The sequence below is a fragment of the Kluyvera sichuanensis genome (assembly GCF_040930405.1).
In the GTDB taxonomy this organism is placed as follows: Bacteria; Pseudomonadota; Gammaproteobacteria; order Enterobacterales; family Enterobacteriaceae; genus Kluyvera; species Kluyvera sichuanensis.
In genome coordinates, this window is sequence record NZ_CP162271.1 from 4,118,210 (window position 1) to 4,133,673 (window position 15,464).

Below are 15,464 nucleotides of genomic sequence, written 5' to 3' on the forward strand. Positions count from 1 at the left end.
CGCGATGCCGGGGCGGTTCCGGCCTACTTAACCGGCGCGGCCTGATAACCGCCGCCCAGCGTTTTAATCAGCTGAATCCCCTGCACTACGCGCTGGGTGTCGAGCATCAGCAGCGACATCTCTTCCGCCAGCACCGGCAGGCGCGCTTCGGTGGCCTGCAGTCGGCTGCCGAGCCCACGGCTGAAGGCGGCTTCGGCGGCGCTTTGGCTATAGCGGGTGGCATCGACGCGTTCTGCCTGCATTGTGCGCTCATCATTCAGCGTTTGCAGACGTGTACCGCCGATCGCCACGTCGCGAACGGCATTAAGGACCGACTGGTTGTAGCGTTCAATCAGCATATTGCTGCCTGCGCGCGCGTTTTTCAGATTGGCGTTCAATCGCCCGCCGTCGAACAGCGGCAGACGCAGGCCGGGGATGACGTTAATCTGCCGACTGGTGCTCTTGAACAGCTCGTCAATATGGATGGCGTCCAGCCCGAAGAAGACCTTGAGGTCGAAGCTTGGGTAGAACAGCGCCCGTGCGGCCTCCACCTGATCGAGCGAGGCCTGCACGTACCAGCGCATGGCCTGCAAATCTGGGCGGCGCGCGAGCAGATTGTAAGAGAGCATCGGCGGGATACCCACCTGCACCTGCGGCAGCGCCGCTGGTTTTATCTCCGTCAGCTCGTTCGCCTCTGCGCCCATCAGCGCCCGCAGCGATTCGCGAGTCTCTTTGATTTGCCCTTTGACGGCGGCTATCTGCTTATCCACTGCCAGCATCTGCGCGCGCGCGCCGTGATAAGGCACTTTCGCCTCCAGCCCCTGCGCGACTTTGCTCTGGTGCGCTCGCACCGCGTAGTCAATGACGTCGTGGGTTTGCTGCAGCAGGTCGAGCATCTGGTCGTTCGCCTGAATACTGTAATAAAGCTGCGCTACGCCGGTCGACAGCGCCAGTTCTACCGCCGCCGTTTCGGCCAGCGCAGCGTTTTGCGCGCCAATGGCCGCCGAGACGGCAGAGCGGTGTACGCCCCATAGATCGAAATCCAACCCGGCCACCAGGCCGACGGTCGCTTCGGTGTAGTAAGGGCCGTCCATGCCCAGGCGCGGCGCGTCCAGGGCGTAGGGGCCGAGGAAGCCGTTGGCCGACGCGCGCTGACGGTTAACCATTCCCAGCGCCGCCATCTGTAGCCGCGACCCGGCCTCGAGTAAATCGGCCTGCGACTGCGCTTTCTCTTCGCGTAGCCGGGCTTCTGCTAGCGTGTGCGACCCGGTCAGCGTTTTTTCAATCAGCGCCGTGAGCTGTGGGTCATTAAACTGCCGCCACCACTGCGCCTGCGGCCAGCCCTGGCTGGCGAGATGGATATCGTCAGCCAGCGTTATCTGCCCCGGCTGCAGTTGCGCATGGGGGGCGGAATCGCTGCGGATCAGCGCGCAGCCGGAGAGCGTGGCGGTGCTGCTCAACAGGCTACACAGCAGGATGCGAAAAAGGGTTCGGGTCATGATGGGGTGGCTCCTTGCGCCTGTTCCCCGGCGCGTTCGGCCGGGGAGGTCCAATCGGGTAAACGGGCTATTTGCTGCGCGACGCGCTGTGCGTGTTCGCGCTGCTCCGGTGAGAGTGGCGGAGCGGAGGCTGTGCCCTGCGCCAGCGCGTCGGCATACTGCTCCAGCGCTTCGGCAAGCGCCGGTTCCGGTGCCTCAGCACCATCCCAGGCGTAGAGGATCTCGCGGCCCGAACGAATCACGCTCTGACAGTGAGCAAGATGGGTGGCTTGATGGGGTTCCAGCGCCACGCGCTCGCCCATCTCCTCGCAGGCATTAAAGGCCGCGTGGCAGCCAATGCGCAGCTTGAGATAGTCACGCTGCGTTGCCGGGGATTGTTGCGGGAGGCGCAGCAGTTTGCCGAGCATCCCTAACGCACCAGCCAGCTTGTGCCGCAGAGGGACGGCTTCACTTTCCGGCCAGATAAAGGTGTAGATAACGGCGGAGACGGCGGTGCCAATCAGGATCCCGACGGCGCGATCGCGGATCTCCACCAGATCGTAGGCTGGACCATAAACGTTCTCGATCGTGGCGAGCGCGAAGGTGACGATCATCTGGGTGCCGATATAGGACGATCGTTCCGATCCGGTCGCTATCCAGGCACCGAACAGGAAGATAGGCGCCAGTAAGGCGAGCAGTTCAACGATGCCGTCCAGCCACGGCATAATGGCGATCGTCACCAGCAGCGCCAGCAGTGCGCCGGCCAGCGCGCCGCCGAAGCGCAGCGCCATTTTCTGGTAGGAAGAGCCGATGCTGGGATTGGCGACAATAATGCAGGTCAGCATACAGGTGTGAATGCCTTCCCAGTCGACGCCGGAATAGAAGATAAAGCAGATCAGGCAGGCCAGCAGCGTTTTGAGGGCATAACGCAGGTAGGCCGGGTTGGTAAAGGCATCCGCGACGAATGACGGCGCTTTGACGGCGGGCGATGGCGGCGTGTTGGGGTCCATCAGGCCAAGCTGGCGCAGCTGCTCGCAGAGATTCTCCAGCCCGCAGGCCTTTGCCGCTGCGCGTTCCTCGGCGCTGAGCTGCCATGCGCTTTGCCACGGTTTACCTTCGGTGATTGACTGCCGCAGTGAGAGGATTTCCGCCCTCAGCCGTGCGACGAATGCCGGGGCTGGCGCGGCAGTGGCGGCATCGTAGCGGTTCAGCGTGCTGTACAGATAGCTCACGGTATTGACGCCGTTTTGCCACCAGGCGCAGTGTGTTTTCCAGCCAGCATCATCGGCCATACAGAAAACATTCAGCTTTTGCAGCGCCAGAATTTCCCGCTCGACGTCGGTTTCCGCCCGCGGTGCACCTTCGCCTGCCAGTCGCTTGAGAGCGTCATCGAGACGGGCGCAGAGCGCAGCGCGCATCTGGCTTCCGGCACGGCTGGGGAACCACAACACGCCCATCAGCACCATCAGCACCATCAGCAGCGTAGGGTAAAGGCCCACCACGATGCACCACAGCGTCAAGCGCATCACCACTTCGGGATAGTCGAGCATGCCGGGAAAGCTCTGACCGTAAATGGCGACGATAGCCACCGCGAAGAAGACCAGCCCTAGCCGATGCGTGCGCATCATAAACATGCAGCCCAGCAGGATCAGGCTGGCGATGATAAGGCGCACCAGCGGGTAGCCGTAGGCCCATTTGTAGATCAGAAACAGGCTGCCAATCTCCAGCACCGTGGCGACGACAAACAGTATCGCCACGAATTTGGTGTAAAACGCGTTCGATTGAATGCCATAGAACAGCACCGCTAGCGAAACGGCGAGAAACGGGATTTCGAAGGTCATCGAGATAAGCACGACCAGCAGACAGCCAATCCACAGCTGCAGCGTCTGTGACAACCGGCCGGGACGACGCTCGCTCAGCTCCTTATGGAAAAACGCCAGCAGCCTGACCAGCGGCAGCGGCAGGTAATGGAGCGCGTTCATTATTGTGACTCAAGGCTGGCAACCGCCGACGCGCCTATGCGGAACATGTCAGCGTCCGGGTTATCGACCATGATTTTCACCGGGAAGCGCTGGGCCACGCGCACCCAGTTGATGGAGCGGGAGACGCGCGGCAGGCCGCCGAGCACGATGCCGCCGTCGTCTGGCAGCACGCCGAAGCCAATGGAATCTACCTTGCCAGTAAACGTTTTGCCGCTGTCGCTCATCAGGCGCAGGGTGGCGGGGGAACCCGCGTGGATGTTGCTTAACTCGGTTTCACGGAAGTTGGCAATCACGTACCAGTGGCGGGTGTCGATGAGGGTGAAAATAGGGCGCATGGCGGAGGCGAACTGTCCGATGGAGGTTTTCAGCGACACCACGCGGCCGTCGAACGGCGCACGCACGGTGGCCATCTCGAGGTGCAGTTTAGTCAGCGCGATATCCGCTTCTACTGCCACACGCTGGGCGACCAGCGCATCCACGCCGCTGACGGCGCTGGCGGCCTGCTGCGCCTGCAGCAGCACGGCGTTGAGATCGGCTTCGCTGGCGCGCTGCGCGGTGCGCGCACGGTCAACGTCTTCCGCCGAGACAAACCCCTGCGATAGCAGCGGTTCGGTGCGGCGCAGCGTGTCGCTGGCGAGTTTAGCCGCTGCGCGCGCTTTGCCGACGGACGCCTCAACGGAGCCCGCCGCAAATTTTTGCGCATCGACGCTGCGCTGGGTCAGCATGATCTGTTTATCCAGCGCCGCCAGTGAGGCTTCGGCCTTTGCCAGATTGGCCTCATAAGGGCGAGGGTCGATGCGGAAAAGCAGATCGCCCTGCTTGACCTGCTGGTTATCGTGCACCGCCAGTTCAATAATGCGCCCGCTCACTTCCGGGACCACGTCGATAGTGTCGGCAGCGGCATAGGCATCGTTAGTTGAAGGCGCGCTATCAATACGCCAGATAACCCAGATCAGGACAATTAACGCGAGCAGCGTCAGCGCCAGGGCCGGTATTTTGTTGCGAAGAGTTTTATTCTGCGAGCTTTCCATGAGCGCATCTCAATGTGAGTTAGAAAAAGACCAGCCAGACCAGCATGGAGTAAAGAGCAAAGAGGGCGGTATAAATCACGCTGGCCAATGCCAATGAGGGGTATCGATTAAGGATAATTCGCCGTGAAATAAGCGTGAGGATAACGCCGATAATAAGACAGAACAGCCAGCCAGGGTAATAGGCGCCAATGACCGGGATGGCGGGGGATAACGAACACCCCGTCAGCCCTAGCGCAGGCATCAGCCAGGCCATTTTTTCTAGCGCTATCCTAATCCTGGATTTTATGATTTGCATAATAGAATACATCCTGTGTATTTCTAACAATATTTATGATGAATATAAAATAGCCATGGGAAGAGACAGTATGGCTATTTTTTCGCAGGAGAAAAATAGCTTTATTTTCCTATCGCATTCATAACTTATTTATATTTTATATTTCTTGTGGTTGTTATTATATTTATTATGAATTTGAATGCCGGCGGGCTTATTTTAGGCTTGTTTTGGTATCGTCTGCATCTCGCTGTTTGCTGGCTGAATTGAGATTCCTCCGCTACACCGATGGTGCACACTTGCATAACCTACCGCCAGCCCCCTGACGAGACTGGCCCTATGAAACGTTACCTCACCGCCGTATGCTTCTGCGCGCTGTCGCTGACCAGCCAGCTCGCGCATGCCGATATTATTGATGACGCCATTGGCAATATTCAGCAGGCGATCAACGATGCCTACAACCCGGGCAGCAGCGATCGCTCCAGCCGCGATCGGGATGACGACGATCGATCCTATAACGATCGCCGCAGTACGCAGAGCAGCCAGCAATATAACGATCGTCGTCGGCAGCTTGATGACCGCCGACGCCAGCTTGACGATCGCCAGCGCCAGCTCGATCAGGAACGCCGTCAGCTGTCGGACGACGAGCAGCGCCTCGACGACGATTACGACCGTTAATCCAGGCGAATTTCCATACCGTCATAGCCTGCCTCAATGCCGGGCGGCAGCAGGTGGGTCATCATCCATTCATCAAACTGGTGGCTGATATGCGTCAGGATAACGCGCGGGCAGCGGATCTCGTCGTTAAGTACCTGAATCGTCGCCAGATCGCTATGGTTGCGCGGCGTCTGCTCCCGTGGGGCGTGGCTGCAATCAATCACCATCACCTGCGGGCGATTATTGCTTAAAAAGGTTAGCGTTTTCTCCGGCAGCCCGGCGGTGTCCGACAGCCAGGCAACGCGGCTATGCGGCGTTTCCAGCAGGTAGCCAAAGGTGAGCTTCGAGTGTTCGAGCGGCACGGGCGTGACCTGCAATCCCTGCAAATCAAAGACCACGAACGGTTCCACGGTGTGGCTGAAATCCAGCAGGCCGGGATGTTTGAACAGATCGTCACAGCCCTGTTCATCTGGCGGGCCGTAGACCGGAACGGTGTCGCCTACGCCCCAGCGCAGCGGAAACAGTCCCTGCACGTGATCCATATGGTAGTGGGTGAGCAAAAACTGCTGAAAAGATCCGGCGGGCCAGCGATCGGTAAGATCGTGCAGCCCGGCATCGATCAGGGTCACGGCGTCGTTAAAGCGGACGATGCCGCTACAGGCTTTCCGCCGATACTGCGGGGCGCGACGCGCCCGCGTACAGGCCAGGCAGTTGCAGCCCCAGGCGGGCACGCCCTGCGCGCCGCCGGTACCGCTGAGGGTGAGGCTCAAACTCATACAGCATCCTCATAACGCTTTGGTGAAACGAACGTGGCTCGGGGCATAGCCTTCACGCTGATAAAAACGGTGGGCGTCGAGACGTTTGACGCTGGTGGACAGCTCGGTCATCTCCGCGCCCGCGTCACGCGCGGTCTCTTCCGCCCACGCCAGCATCTGGCTGCCAATGCCGGTGCCGCGTACCTGCGGCATCACCACCAGCTCCTGAATTTCGCCTATCCAGTTGGCGTGATGCAGGTGGAACTGCAAATGCAAACTCACCATGCCCACCACCTCGTCGTCGAGCAGCGCCAGCTGATAGTACAGATTTCTATCCTGAAGATTGGCGGCGAAGCCGGTGTAAAAGGCGTCTCTGTCGTATTCGGCCTGTTTCAGCTCGCACATCAGCGCGTAAACGTCCTCGATGTCCTCGAAGGTGGCATGGCGTAGTTCACAGACAAGCATAGCGTGGCTCCTTTCTCCCCATCAGTATGAGGAGGGTCTCTACCGACTGTAGCAGACTGCCGTCATTATTGAGCGTGTGGCACTCCGACGGCGTATAGCGCGCGGCGCGTTCCAGCCGGGCGGCAATCTCCACGCCGTTCTCCCGCCCGCGGGCGTGCAGCCGCTGGCGCAGGATCTCCGGTGAGACCTGCAGACAGACCGGCAGCAGCGCCTCAGTATAGCGGGCTTTCGCCTGGGCGAGGTGCGCACGCGAGCCGTTCACCACCACATCAAACCCGGCGTGCAGCCAGAGGTCAATTTCCACGCCCACGCCGTAGTACAGGCCGTTGGCGTGCCAGCTTAGCGCCAGCAGATTGTGCCCAGCGCGGGTGAAAAACTCCTGTTCACTCAGCGCGATATGGTTTTCACACCCGGCGCTGGCCGGGCGGGTGATATAACGATGTGCCACTAACAGCTGGGAAAGCTCCTGCTGGCGAAGCACTTCCAGCAGGCTGTCCTTCCCGGAGCCGGACGGCCCCATTAACCAGACCAGTTTTCCCTTCATCAGAACACCCTTTTTCCCTGACGCCAGACGTGGTCGATATGAATATGCTCGCCTTTGCGGTGCGCTAGCACCAGGTCGGCTCGTTTTCCTTCGGCAATCACCCCACGGTCGTGCAGATTCAGCGAGCGCGCCGGGTTGCGGGTCACCAGATGGATCGCCTGCGGCAGGGTGAAGGCGTTGTTATCGTCATCGGCGACGCGGAACGCCGCGTCCAGCAGGCTCGCCGGGTAATAGTCGGAGGAGAGAATATCCAGCAGCCCCAGCGCCGCCAGTTTGTGCGCTGCGACGTTGCCAGAGTGCGAGCCGCCGCGCACGATGTTCGGCGCGCCCATCAGCACGTTCATGCCGTGGCGACGTGAGGATTCCGCCGCTTCAAAGGTGGTGGGGAACTCGGCGATCACGCTGCCCAACTGGTGCGATTCAACCACGTGATCGTGGGTGGCATCGTCGTGGCTTGCCAGCGCGATATTGCGCTCGCGGCACATCCCGGCAATCGCCGTACGGTTCGGCTGCGACCAGCGGGCTGCCAGGGCCAGTTGCTCTTCCTCGTACTGACGCATCTGCTCATCGGTCAGCGAGTATTTGCCCTGGTAGTATTCGCGGTACTTCTCGCGGTTGGCGAACTGGCGCTGGCCCGGCGAATGGTCCATCAGGGAGACCAGTGACACCGGCTCGCGGCCGACCAGTTTTTCAAACAGCGGCAGGGTGGTGTGATGCGGCAGTTCGCAGCGCAGATGCAGGCGGTGCTCGGCGCGGTTAACGCCACGCTTTTGCGTCTCCTCGATGGCGTTGATCATCTTTTCGAGATTTTCCAGACGGTCGCCGCCGTCGCGCACATCGCCAATCGCGACTGCATCCAGCACGGTGGTGATACCGCTGGCGACCATCAGCGCGTCGTGGCTGCTCATCGCCGAGTGGGCGGGCCAGTCAACCTTCGGGCGCGGGGTGAAGAATTTATCCAGATTATCGGTATGCAGCTCAATCAGCCCCGGCAGCAGCCAGCCGCCTTCGCCGTCCATCGCTTCGGGCAGGCGGCTCTGGCTTTCGGCAAAGGCGCGAATTTCGCCGTCCTGTACCTCAAGGGAACCGTGAACCACGTCGTTCTCAAGAACCAGCTTTACGTTGTTGATAATCATGCGGGTGTACCCATTGGGTGGAGGCGGTCGGCGACCTGGTTGCGGACGGCTTCGTCATGGAAAATGCCGACGATAGCTGCGCCGCGGGCTTTGGCTTCGGTAATCAGGCTAACCACGGCAGCGCTGTTTTTGGCGTCCAGCGAGGCGGTGGGTTCGTCGAGCAGCAAAATTGGGTAGTCGACGATAAAGCCACGGGCGATATTGACGCGCTGCTGTTCGCCGCCGGAAAAGGTCGACGGCGCGAGGTGCCACAGGCGCTCCGGCACGTTGAGGCGCGTCAGCAACTGAGCGGCTTTCGCGGCGCAGGCTTCACGGGGCACGCCGATGTTGAGCAGTGGCTGCATTACCACCTCCAGCGTGGAGATACGGGGGATCACGCGCAGAAACTGGCTGACCCAGCCGACGGTGGTCTTACGCACTTCCACCACTTTGCGCGCGGGGGCGCTGACCAGATCGACCCATTCGTCGCCGTGTTTAATATGGATATGCCCTTCATCCGGCAGATAGTTGGCATACAACGAGCGCAGCAGGGTAGATTTACCGCTGCCGGAGTGGCCGTGCAGCACCACGCACTCCCCGGCGTTGACGGTGAGCGAGGCTTCGCGCAGCACCGGCAGCTGGACACCGTTTTGCTGGTGCAGAACAAAGGTTTTACTGACGTTTTCGACGCGGATCGCGTTCATTTTTTGCCTCTTTAACATTTGAGCCTCCCCGGCGGCGCTGCGCTTGGCCGGGCTACATATTCGGAGTAGCCCGGCCAAGTGCAGCACTGCCGGGAACGGCACCGAGGGTTAGTTCTGCAACACCGACGACACCAGCAGCTGGGTGTACGGATGGTGTGGATCGTCGAGCACCCGGTCGGTTAGCCCACTTTCCACCACCTGACCCTGCTTCATCACCAGCAGACGGTCGGCGAGCAGGCGCGCAACGCCTAAATCATGGGTGACAATCACCACCGCCAGGTTCAGCTCCACCACCAGGCCGCGCAGCAGGTCGAGCAGGCGCGCCTGCACCGACACGTCCAGCCCGCCGGTAGGCTCATCCATAAACACCAGCTTCGGGTGGGTGACGAGGTTGCGGGCAATCTGCAGGCGCTGCTGCATCCCGCCAGAGAAGGTGGTCGGCAGGTCATCAATGCGCGACGCTGGGATCTCCACTTCCTCCAGCCAGCGCTGGGCGGTGGCGCGGATATCGCCATAGTGGCGCGCGCCGGTTGCCATCAGCCGCTCGCCAATATTGCCGCCCGCCGATACCTGACGACGCAGGCCGTCCATCGGATGCTGATGTACCACGCCCCACTCGGTGCGTAGCAGGCGACGACGGTCGGCCTCGGTCATCGCGTACAGCGAACTATCCTGATAGCGAATTTCCCCTTCCTGCGGCGTCAGACGCGCCGAAATGGATTTCAGCAGCGTGGTTTTACCGGAGCCGGATTCGCCGACGATGCCCAGCACTTCGCCCGGCCACAGGTCAAAGGAGACGTTGCTGAAGCCTTTGCCCGGCGCGTAGAGATGGGTCAGGCGGTCAACGGAGAGTAATGGTTGCGTCATGCGTTTTTCGCCTCGCTCTGTTGGCGGCAGAAATCGGTATCGGAGCAGACAAACATCCGTTTGCCGCTGTCATCGAGTACCACTTCATCGAGATAGCTGTGCTGTGAACCGCAGATGGCGCACGGCTCGTCCCAGCTCTGGATGGTGAATGGATGGTCGTCAAAATCGAGGCTCTCAACGCGGGTGAACGGCGGCACGGCGTAGATGCGTTTTTCGCGCCCGGCACCGAACAGCTGCAGCGCGGGCATCATGTCCATCTTCGGGTTATCGAATTTCGGGATCGGCGACGGGTCCATCACGTAGCGGCCGTTCACCTTCACCGGGTAGGCGTAGGTGGTGGCGATATGGCCGAAGCGGGCGATATCTTCATACAGCTTCACCTGCATCACGCCGTACTCTTCCAGCGCGTGCATGGTGCGGGTCTCGGTTTCGCGCGGTTCGATAAAACGCAGCGGCTCGGGGATCGGCACCTGGAAGATCAGGATCTGATCCTCAACCAGCGGCGTTTCCGGGATCCGATGACGCGTCTGGATCAAGGTGGCGTCTTCGGTGCGTTCGGTGGTGTTCACCCCGGTCACGCGCTGGAAGAACTGACGAATCGACACGGCGTTGGTGGTGTCGTCCGCGCCCTGGTCAATCACCTTGAGCACGTCCGCTTCGCCAATCACGCTGGCGGTCAGCTGAATCCCGCCGGTGCCCCAGCCGTACGGCATCGGCATTTCGCGGCCGCCGAACGGTACCTGATAGCCGGGGATCGCCACCGCTTTGAGGATGGCCCGGCGGATCATGCGCTTGGTCTGTTCATCGAGATAAGCGAAGTTATAGCCGCTGAGATTAGCCATTTTTCTGCTCCCGTTGCAGGCGTTTCAACAGTTCCAGTTCGGCCTGGAAATCGACGTAGTGGGGGAGTTTCAGGTGCGAGACGAAACCGGCGGCTTCAACGTTATCGGCGTGGGCGAGGACAAACTCTTCATCCTGTGCCGGGCCGACGGCGTGCTCGTCATAGTCTGGCGCCTGCAGTGCGCGGTCGACTAGCGCCATCGCCATCGCCTTGCGCTCGCTCATGCCGAACACCAGACCGTAGCCGCGGGTGAAGTGCGGCGGTTCGTCCGCCGGGTCAACGAAGCCGTTGACCATTTCGCATTCGGTCATCAGCAGTTCGCCGACGTTCACCGCAAAACCCAGCTCTTCGGGCACAATTTCGACATCAATATGGCCGCTGCGAATTTCCCCGGCGAACGGGTGGTTGCGCCCGTAGCCGCGCTGGGTGGAGTAGGCCAGCGCCAGCAGGTAGCCTTCGTCGCCGCGCATCAGCTGCTGTAAGCGCGACGAACGCGAGCAGGGGTAAACGGGCGGCGTGCGGGTGATGTCATCCGGCGTGGCGCCGTTATCCTCTTCCGCTTTTGCCAGCCCCTGGTGTGCCAGCAGGCTGAAGACGTGTGGGGCGGCAGAAGGCTCACCGTCGTCGGTTTTCAGGGTTGGCGCTTCGCCGTTCGCCAGCAGCGTAAAGTCCAGCAGGCGATGGGTGTAGTCGTAGGTGGGGCCAAGCAGCTGGCCGCCGGGCACGTCTTTATAAACGGCGGAGATGCGGCGCTCCAGGCGCATACGGCTGGTCTCCAGCGGCTCGCTCACCGCCAGCTTGGCCAGCGTGGTGCGGTAGGCGCGCAGCAGAAAAATCGCTTCAACGTTATCGCCGCTCGCCTGTTTCAGCGCCAGCGCGGCCAGTTCGCGGTCGGCGATGCCGCCTTCGGTCATCACCCGGTCCACCGCCAGGTTAAGCTGCTGTTCAATCTGGGTGACGCTGAGCTCCGGCAGCGCGGTGTCGCCCCGACGTCGATGTTCCTGTAGCGCGTGGGCGGCGGCTATCGCCTTCTCGCCCCCTTTGACGGCAACGTACATATCAGCAAACCTCGACGTGAGTGGTGCGCGGAATGGCCAGCAGACGCTCGCCGCAGGTGAGGATTAAATCCACGCCGAGCGGGAACGGGTGCGGGCGTTCGGTCAGTTCATGCAGAATGCAGTTCGGCAGCTGAGGGGCGATCATCCGTTCTTCGGCAATGCCCGCACCGGTCAAGCGCAGCATGCGGCCGCCGCTGAGGCTCGAGACCTGCACAATCAGCGTGGCGCTGGTTTCCGGCGCTACGGCGCTGCCTTCGCACAGGGCGTTGAGCTGCTCGCTGCTGATGGTGTCGCTCGACACCGCGAAGGTTGCCTGCTGCGGCTGCTCAACCAGCGGCGCGTTGGTGTGAAAGCGCAGGCTCTGGCTGACGATATCGTTATGCAGTGCGTTGGATAGCCACACCGGCGTGTCGTTGTCGGCAAGGGTCAGCAGCACGCTGGTGGTGGCGACGTTCAGCGGCTGCCAGCCGTGCTTGAGCTGGTGCAGCGCGACGATCACGCCCGGCTCGCTCATGGCTTTTAACAGGCGACGAAAGCTGTGCTGGGCATCCTGCACGGGAAGAGTAAAAGCGGTTTCCAGGGTCATGCGTTATCTCCGCGAACCAGCGTAAAGAAGTCGACCCGGCTGGCATTGATTTCAGCCTGACGTGCGGCAATGCGCGCGGTACGGTCGGCTTCCAGCGGGGTAATCAGGGTTTCTAATAAGGTTTGAAAATGGGTTGGCTGCTGCATCAGCGCGTCAATCACCGCGCAGCGCTCGGCGTGGGCTTTATCGCGCCCCAGCACCCAGCTGTAGCCTAGCGTGCCGCCGTTCAGGCGGACGGCGGCGCGGGTCAATGTGGCATCGCCGGCAAAAAAACGTTCTCCGGTGCCGCCCATGCGGCCCTGGAGCTGGACCAGACCGGTTTCCGGGGCGCGGATCGTTTCGTAGTCGGCGGTAATGTTCAGGGCGACCATTTTCTCCGCCAGATTGGCGGGGTCGCTGTGGGACAGCACCGACATCCAGTGCTGACGGGTCGCGGTATCGAGGTGCATTCAGTGCTCCATAATAAATTCGATCATGTCGGCGCGGGTCAGGCTGACGGAGTACTCCATCGCCTGGTCATCGCCTTCACGATGGTTCAGGGTGCGCACGCACAGCAGGGGCGCCATATTGGGAATTTCTAAGCGCTGGCTCTCTTTGGCCTGCGCCCGGCGTGCGCTGATACGGGTCTGGCTGCGTTTGAGCGCAATGCCGGTTTGCTCACGCAGGAAGTCATGCAGCGAACCGCTGCTGAAGTTTTGCAGCGTGGGCCAGAGCTGCAGGTCAGCGAAGTAGTGGTCGATAAGGCACAGCGCTACGCCGTTGACCCGGCGCAGAGTGCGCAGGTGAATCACGTTGTCGCCTTCGGTAATGCCCAGCGCTTCGGCGATATGGCTGGAGGCCGGGCGCAGCACCGACAGCAGCTTTTCGCTGGTGGGGTGGCTGCCCTGGTCGAGCAGATTCTGGCTAAAGCGCGCCTGGGCATTCAGCGGGTAGTCGAACGGGCGCATCAGCACCAGCACGCCAACACCCTGACGACGCTGAACCCAGCCTTTCTCTACCAACTGGTCGATGGCGCGACGCAGGGTGTGACGGTTCACCTCAAAGCGCGCCGCCAGCTGATGCTCGGCGGGCAGGTAGTCGCCACAGCGGTAGTTCTGGCGCAACTCCTGTTCCAGACGAGCCGCAATCTCTTGATAACGCGTCGGATAACTGGTCGGATGTGTAGACAAGTGCATAGCCAACAAGACCTCGCTAATCAGATGAAGTGCTTACGCAAACGCTGAGAGAGGAAATCCAGCAGGCTGACGGTGACGATGATGAGGACCATCAGCGCACAGGTTTGCTGGAACTGGAAACCGCGAATCGCCTCCCACAAGGTCACGCCGATGCCGCCTGCGCCCACCATGCCGACCACCGTAGCGGAGCGGACGTTGGACTCGAAACGATAGAGCGAGTAGGAGATTAAGAGCGGCATGACCTGCGGCAGTACGCCGTAGAGGATCTCTTCAATTTTGTTCGCCCCGGTGGCGCGAATACCTTCAACCGGGCCGGGTTCAATGGCTTCCACCGCTTCGGAAAGCAGCTTGGAGAGGACGCCAGTGGTGTGGATAAACAGCGCCAGTACCCCGGCAAACGGGCCTAAACCGACGGCAACCACGAACAGCATGGCAAAGACCATTTCGTTGATGGCGCGACAGGCGTCCATCAGGCGGCGCATTGGCTGGTAAACCCACCACGGCACCAGGTTTTCGGCGCTCATCAGGCCACAGGGAATGGAGAGCACGACCGCCAGCGCGGTACCCCAGACGGCGATTTGCAGGGTCACGGCCATCTCGCTGAGATAGTCCTGCCACTGGCTAAAGTCCGGCGGGAAGAAGTCGGCGGCGAAGGTCGCCATGTTGCCCGCGTCTTTGAACAGCGTGACCGGGTTCATTTCCGCCCCTTTCCAGGAGACGACTAGCACTGCCAGCAGGATGGCCCAGCTGATCAGCGAGAACCAACTGCGCTTGGGCGGGGGAACGGTGATGGTGTGTTGCATGGTTGAGCTCCGGGTTTCCTGAGTTCCCTCGCCCCTTTGGGGAGAGGGTTAGGGTGAGGGGGTCAGCTCAGTGCCGATTTCCCCTCACCCCGGCCCTCTCCCAGAGGGAGAGGGGGAAAGGGTTACTGCACCGCTTTGGTGACCGACGTCATCGCGCCAATCGCCGCCGTGGTACGGTCAAGGTCGCTCAGACGCGCCTGGATCTCAGCGGTTTTAGTGGCCTTTTCCGCGTCGTTCAGCGTGCCGTTGCCCTTCACGGTCTGCATCTCTTTAAACAGCGTCAGCTGACGAATCGGCAGCAGCTGCAGGTCGCTGGAGGCGCGGAATGGCGCCCAGCCCAGACGTTCCAGCACCGCTTTCTGTTCCGGCGTTTTGCCGTAGTTCATAAAGAAGCTGTACACCTTGTCCTTGGTGGATTCAGACAGGTTTTTACGCCACACAATCGGGTCGCCTGGGATCAGCGGTGACTTCCAGATAACCTTCAGCGCTTTCAGCTTGTCCGGCGCGGAGACCTTCAGCTTGTCGAGGTTTTCGGTGTTGTTGGTGGCGACATCCACCTGCTTGTTGGCGACGGCCAGGGCGTTGGTTTCATGGCTGGCGTTAACCGTGCGCTTGAAGTCGCTGGCGGAAGCGTTGTTCTTGGCGAAGACGTAGTAGCCAGGGACCAGGAAACCGGAGGTGGAGTTCGGGTCACCGTTGCCGAAGGTCAGCTCTTTACGTTTGGCGAGCAGGTCGTTGAGGTTGTTGATTGGGCTGTCTTTGTTGACGATCAGCACGCTCCAGTAGCCTGGGGAGCCGTCGGCGGCCACGGTCTGGGCGAATACCTGACCGTTGGCGCGGTCCACCGCTTCCATGGCGGAGAGGTTGCCGTACCAGGCGATATCGACCTTGTTAAAGCGCATCCCCTGGATGATCCCCGCGTAGTCCGGTGCGAAGAAGGCGTTGACCTTCACGCCCAGCGACTTTTCCATGTCCTTCAGGAACGGTTCCCATTGCGGCTTTAAGTTCTGCTGTGATTCCGTCGAAATAATGCCGAAGTTCAGCGCCTTTTCCTGCTCTTCCGCGTGGGCTGGAGTTAACAGGGTGCTGAGGCTAAACATGCTGGTAAAGGCCAGCGCGGCAACGGCTTTATAACTCATTTCCATTCCTCATT

The 15,464-nt window shown here is 60.9% G+C and carries 18 protein-coding genes; 1 reads left to right on the top strand and 17 read right to left on the bottom strand.

What is annotated here, in order from left to right; genetic code table 11:
* Positions 1-23: 23 nt before the first annotated feature.
* From AB2B48_RS19735 to AB2B48_RS19750, 4 genes are read right to left on the bottom strand one after another with little or no spacing between them, the layout of a single operon-like run.
* Positions 24-1,481 (bottom strand): MdtP family multidrug efflux transporter outer membrane subunit, encoded by a 1,458-nt coding sequence (locus AB2B48_RS19735; protein WP_368301987.1) that lies wholly within the window; start codon positions 1,479-1,481, stop codon positions 24-26.
* Positions 1,475-3,439, bottom strand: coding sequence for a multidrug efflux transporter permease subunit MdtO (mdtO, locus tag AB2B48_RS19740; RefSeq protein WP_368299924.1), 1,965 nt, complete (start codon positions 3,437-3,439; stop codon positions 1,475-1,477). The genes AB2B48_RS19735 and mdtO overlap by 7 nt, the downstream gene beginning before the upstream one ends.
* Positions 3,439-4,470, bottom strand: a complete 1,032-nt coding sequence (mdtN, locus tag AB2B48_RS19745) for a multidrug transporter subunit MdtN (RefSeq protein WP_185668479.1) — start codon at positions 4,468-4,470, stop codon at positions 3,439-3,441. The genes mdtO and mdtN overlap by 1 nt, the downstream gene beginning before the upstream one ends.
* A gap of 19 nt (positions 4,471-4,489) precedes the next feature.
* Complete coding sequence (locus AB2B48_RS19750) at positions 4,490-4,765, bottom strand: YtcA family lipoprotein (RefSeq protein WP_185668480.1); 276 nt, start codon at positions 4,763-4,765, stop codon at positions 4,490-4,492.
* 315 nt (positions 4,766-5,080) lie between these two features.
* On the opposite strand from AB2B48_RS19750, the gene yjdP reads away from it, so the two are divergent.
* Positions 5,081-5,419 (top strand): DDRRRQL repeat protein YjdP, encoded by a 339-nt coding sequence (gene yjdP / locus AB2B48_RS19755; protein ID WP_333012356.1) that lies wholly within the window; start codon positions 5,081-5,083, stop codon positions 5,417-5,419.
* On the opposite strand, the gene phnP is transcribed toward yjdP, so the two are convergent.
* From phnP to phnD, 13 genes are all read right to left on the bottom strand, one after another.
* Positions 5,416-6,174, bottom strand: coding sequence for a phosphonate metabolism protein PhnP (gene phnP, locus AB2B48_RS19760; RefSeq protein WP_368299925.1), 759 nt, complete (start codon positions 6,172-6,174; stop codon positions 5,416-5,418). The two genes, yjdP and phnP, sit on opposite strands and share 4 nt — an antisense overlap.
* Before the next feature lie 9 nt (positions 6,175-6,183).
* Positions 6,184-6,618 carry an aminoalkylphosphonate N-acetyltransferase gene (phnO, locus tag AB2B48_RS19765; protein WP_368299926.1) on the bottom strand — a complete coding sequence of 145 codons (435 nt, stop codon included), beginning with the start codon at positions 6,616-6,618 and terminating at the stop codon, positions 6,184-6,186.
* Positions 6,605-7,162, bottom strand: a complete 558-nt coding sequence (gene phnN, locus AB2B48_RS19770; RefSeq protein ID WP_368299927.1) for a ribose 1,5-bisphosphokinase — start codon at positions 7,160-7,162, stop codon at positions 6,605-6,607. The genes phnO and phnN overlap by 14 nt, the downstream gene beginning before the upstream one ends.
* Positions 7,162-8,298, bottom strand: coding sequence for an alpha-D-ribose 1-methylphosphonate 5-triphosphate diphosphatase (gene phnM / locus AB2B48_RS19775; protein ID WP_333012361.1), 1,137 nt, complete (start codon positions 8,296-8,298; stop codon positions 7,162-7,164). The genes phnN and phnM overlap by 1 nt, the downstream gene beginning before the upstream one ends.
* Positions 8,295-8,981, bottom strand: coding sequence for a phosphonate C-P lyase system protein PhnL (gene phnL / locus AB2B48_RS19780; RefSeq protein WP_220439002.1), 687 nt, complete (start codon positions 8,979-8,981; stop codon positions 8,295-8,297). Before phnL ends, phnM begins: the two co-directional genes overlap by 4 nt.
* Before the next feature lie 108 nt (positions 8,982-9,089).
* Positions 9,090-9,848, bottom strand: coding sequence for a phosphonate C-P lyase system protein PhnK (gene phnK / locus AB2B48_RS19785; protein ID WP_185668486.1), 759 nt, complete (start codon positions 9,846-9,848; stop codon positions 9,090-9,092).
* Entirely contained in the window at positions 9,845-10,690 is an 846-nt protein-coding gene (gene phnJ / locus AB2B48_RS19790; protein ID WP_220438968.1) for an alpha-D-ribose 1-methylphosphonate 5-phosphate C-P-lyase PhnJ, read from the bottom strand. The genes phnK and phnJ overlap by 4 nt, the downstream gene beginning before the upstream one ends.
* Positions 10,683-11,747: a carbon-phosphorus lyase complex subunit PhnI gene (locus AB2B48_RS19795; RefSeq protein ID WP_368299928.1), complete on the bottom strand. Its 1,065-nt coding sequence runs from the start codon at positions 11,745-11,747 to the stop codon at positions 10,683-10,685. Before AB2B48_RS19795 ends, phnJ begins: the two co-directional genes overlap by 8 nt.
* A gap of 1 nt (position 11,748) precedes the next feature.
* Positions 11,749-12,333: a phosphonate C-P lyase system protein PhnH gene (gene phnH, locus AB2B48_RS19800; protein ID WP_065356600.1), complete on the bottom strand. Its 585-nt coding sequence runs from the start codon at positions 12,331-12,333 to the stop codon at positions 11,749-11,751.
* Complete coding sequence (phnG, locus tag AB2B48_RS19805) at positions 12,330-12,782, bottom strand: phosphonate C-P lyase system protein PhnG (protein WP_368299930.1); 453 nt, start codon at positions 12,780-12,782, stop codon at positions 12,330-12,332. Before phnG ends, phnH begins: the two co-directional genes overlap by 4 nt.
* Positions 12,783-13,508, bottom strand: coding sequence for a phosphonate metabolism transcriptional regulator PhnF (gene phnF, locus AB2B48_RS19810; protein WP_333012368.1), 726 nt, complete (start codon positions 13,506-13,508; stop codon positions 12,783-12,785).
* A gap of 20 nt (positions 13,509-13,528) precedes the next feature.
* Positions 13,529-14,311 (bottom strand): phosphonate ABC transporter, permease protein PhnE, encoded by a 783-nt coding sequence (gene phnE, locus AB2B48_RS19815; protein WP_185668492.1) that lies wholly within the window; start codon positions 14,309-14,311, stop codon positions 13,529-13,531.
* Between the two features lie 122 nt (positions 14,312-14,433).
* Positions 14,434-15,450 (bottom strand): phosphonate ABC transporter substrate-binding protein, encoded by a 1,017-nt coding sequence (gene phnD, locus AB2B48_RS19820; protein WP_185668493.1) that lies wholly within the window; start codon positions 15,448-15,450, stop codon positions 14,434-14,436.
* Positions 15,451-15,464: the final 14 nt, after the last annotated feature.

Coding starts and splice junctions, on each gene's coding strand:
- AB2B48_RS19795 (WP_368299928.1), bottom strand. CDS start 11,747: ATGTACGTTGCCGTCAAAGGGGGCGAGAAGGCGATAGCCGCCGCCCAC.
- phnP (WP_368299925.1), bottom strand. CDS start 6,174: ATGAGTTTGAGCCTCACCCTCAGCGGTACCGGCGGCGCGCAGGGCGTG.
- phnL (WP_220439002.1), bottom strand. CDS start 8,981: ATGAACGCGATCCGCGTCGAAAACGTCAGTAAAACCTTTGTTCTGCAC.
- phnD (WP_185668493.1), bottom strand. CDS start 15,450: ATGAGTTATAAAGCCGTTGCCGCGCTGGCCTTTACCAGCATGTTTAGC.
- yjdP (WP_333012356.1), top strand. CDS start 5,081: ATGAAACGTTACCTCACCGCCGTATGCTTCTGCGCGCTGTCGCTGACC.
- mdtN (WP_185668479.1), bottom strand. CDS start 4,470: ATGGAAAGCTCGCAGAATAAAACTCTTCGCAACAAAATACCGGCCCTG.
- phnO (WP_368299926.1), bottom strand. CDS start 6,618: ATGCTTGTCTGTGAACTACGCCATGCCACCTTCGAGGACATCGAGGAC.
- phnK (WP_185668486.1), bottom strand. CDS start 9,848: ATGACGCAACCATTACTCTCCGTTGACCGCCTGACCCATCTCTACGCG.
- phnM (WP_333012361.1), bottom strand. CDS start 8,298: ATGATTATCAACAACGTAAAGCTGGTTCTTGAGAACGACGTGGTTCAC.
- phnH (WP_065356600.1), bottom strand. CDS start 12,333: ATGACCCTGGAAACCGCTTTTACTCTTCCCGTGCAGGATGCCCAGCAC.
- phnF (WP_333012368.1), bottom strand. CDS start 13,508: ATGCACTTGTCTACACATCCGACCAGTTATCCGACGCGTTATCAAGAG.
- phnE (WP_185668492.1), bottom strand. CDS start 14,311: ATGCAACACACCATCACCGTTCCCCCGCCCAAGCGCAGTTGGTTCTCG.
- phnJ (WP_220438968.1), bottom strand. CDS start 10,690: ATGGCTAATCTCAGCGGCTATAACTTCGCTTATCTCGATGAACAGACC.
- mdtO (WP_368299924.1), bottom strand. CDS start 3,439: ATGAACGCGCTCCATTACCTGCCGCTGCCGCTGGTCAGGCTGCTGGCG.
- AB2B48_RS19750 (WP_185668480.1), bottom strand. CDS start 4,765: ATGCAAATCATAAAATCCAGGATTAGGATAGCGCTAGAAAAAATGGCC.
- phnG (WP_368299930.1), bottom strand. CDS start 12,782: ATGCACCTCGATACCGCGACCCGTCAGCACTGGATGTCGGTGCTGTCC.
- phnN (WP_368299927.1), bottom strand. CDS start 7,162: ATGAAGGGAAAACTGGTCTGGTTAATGGGGCCGTCCGGCTCCGGGAAG.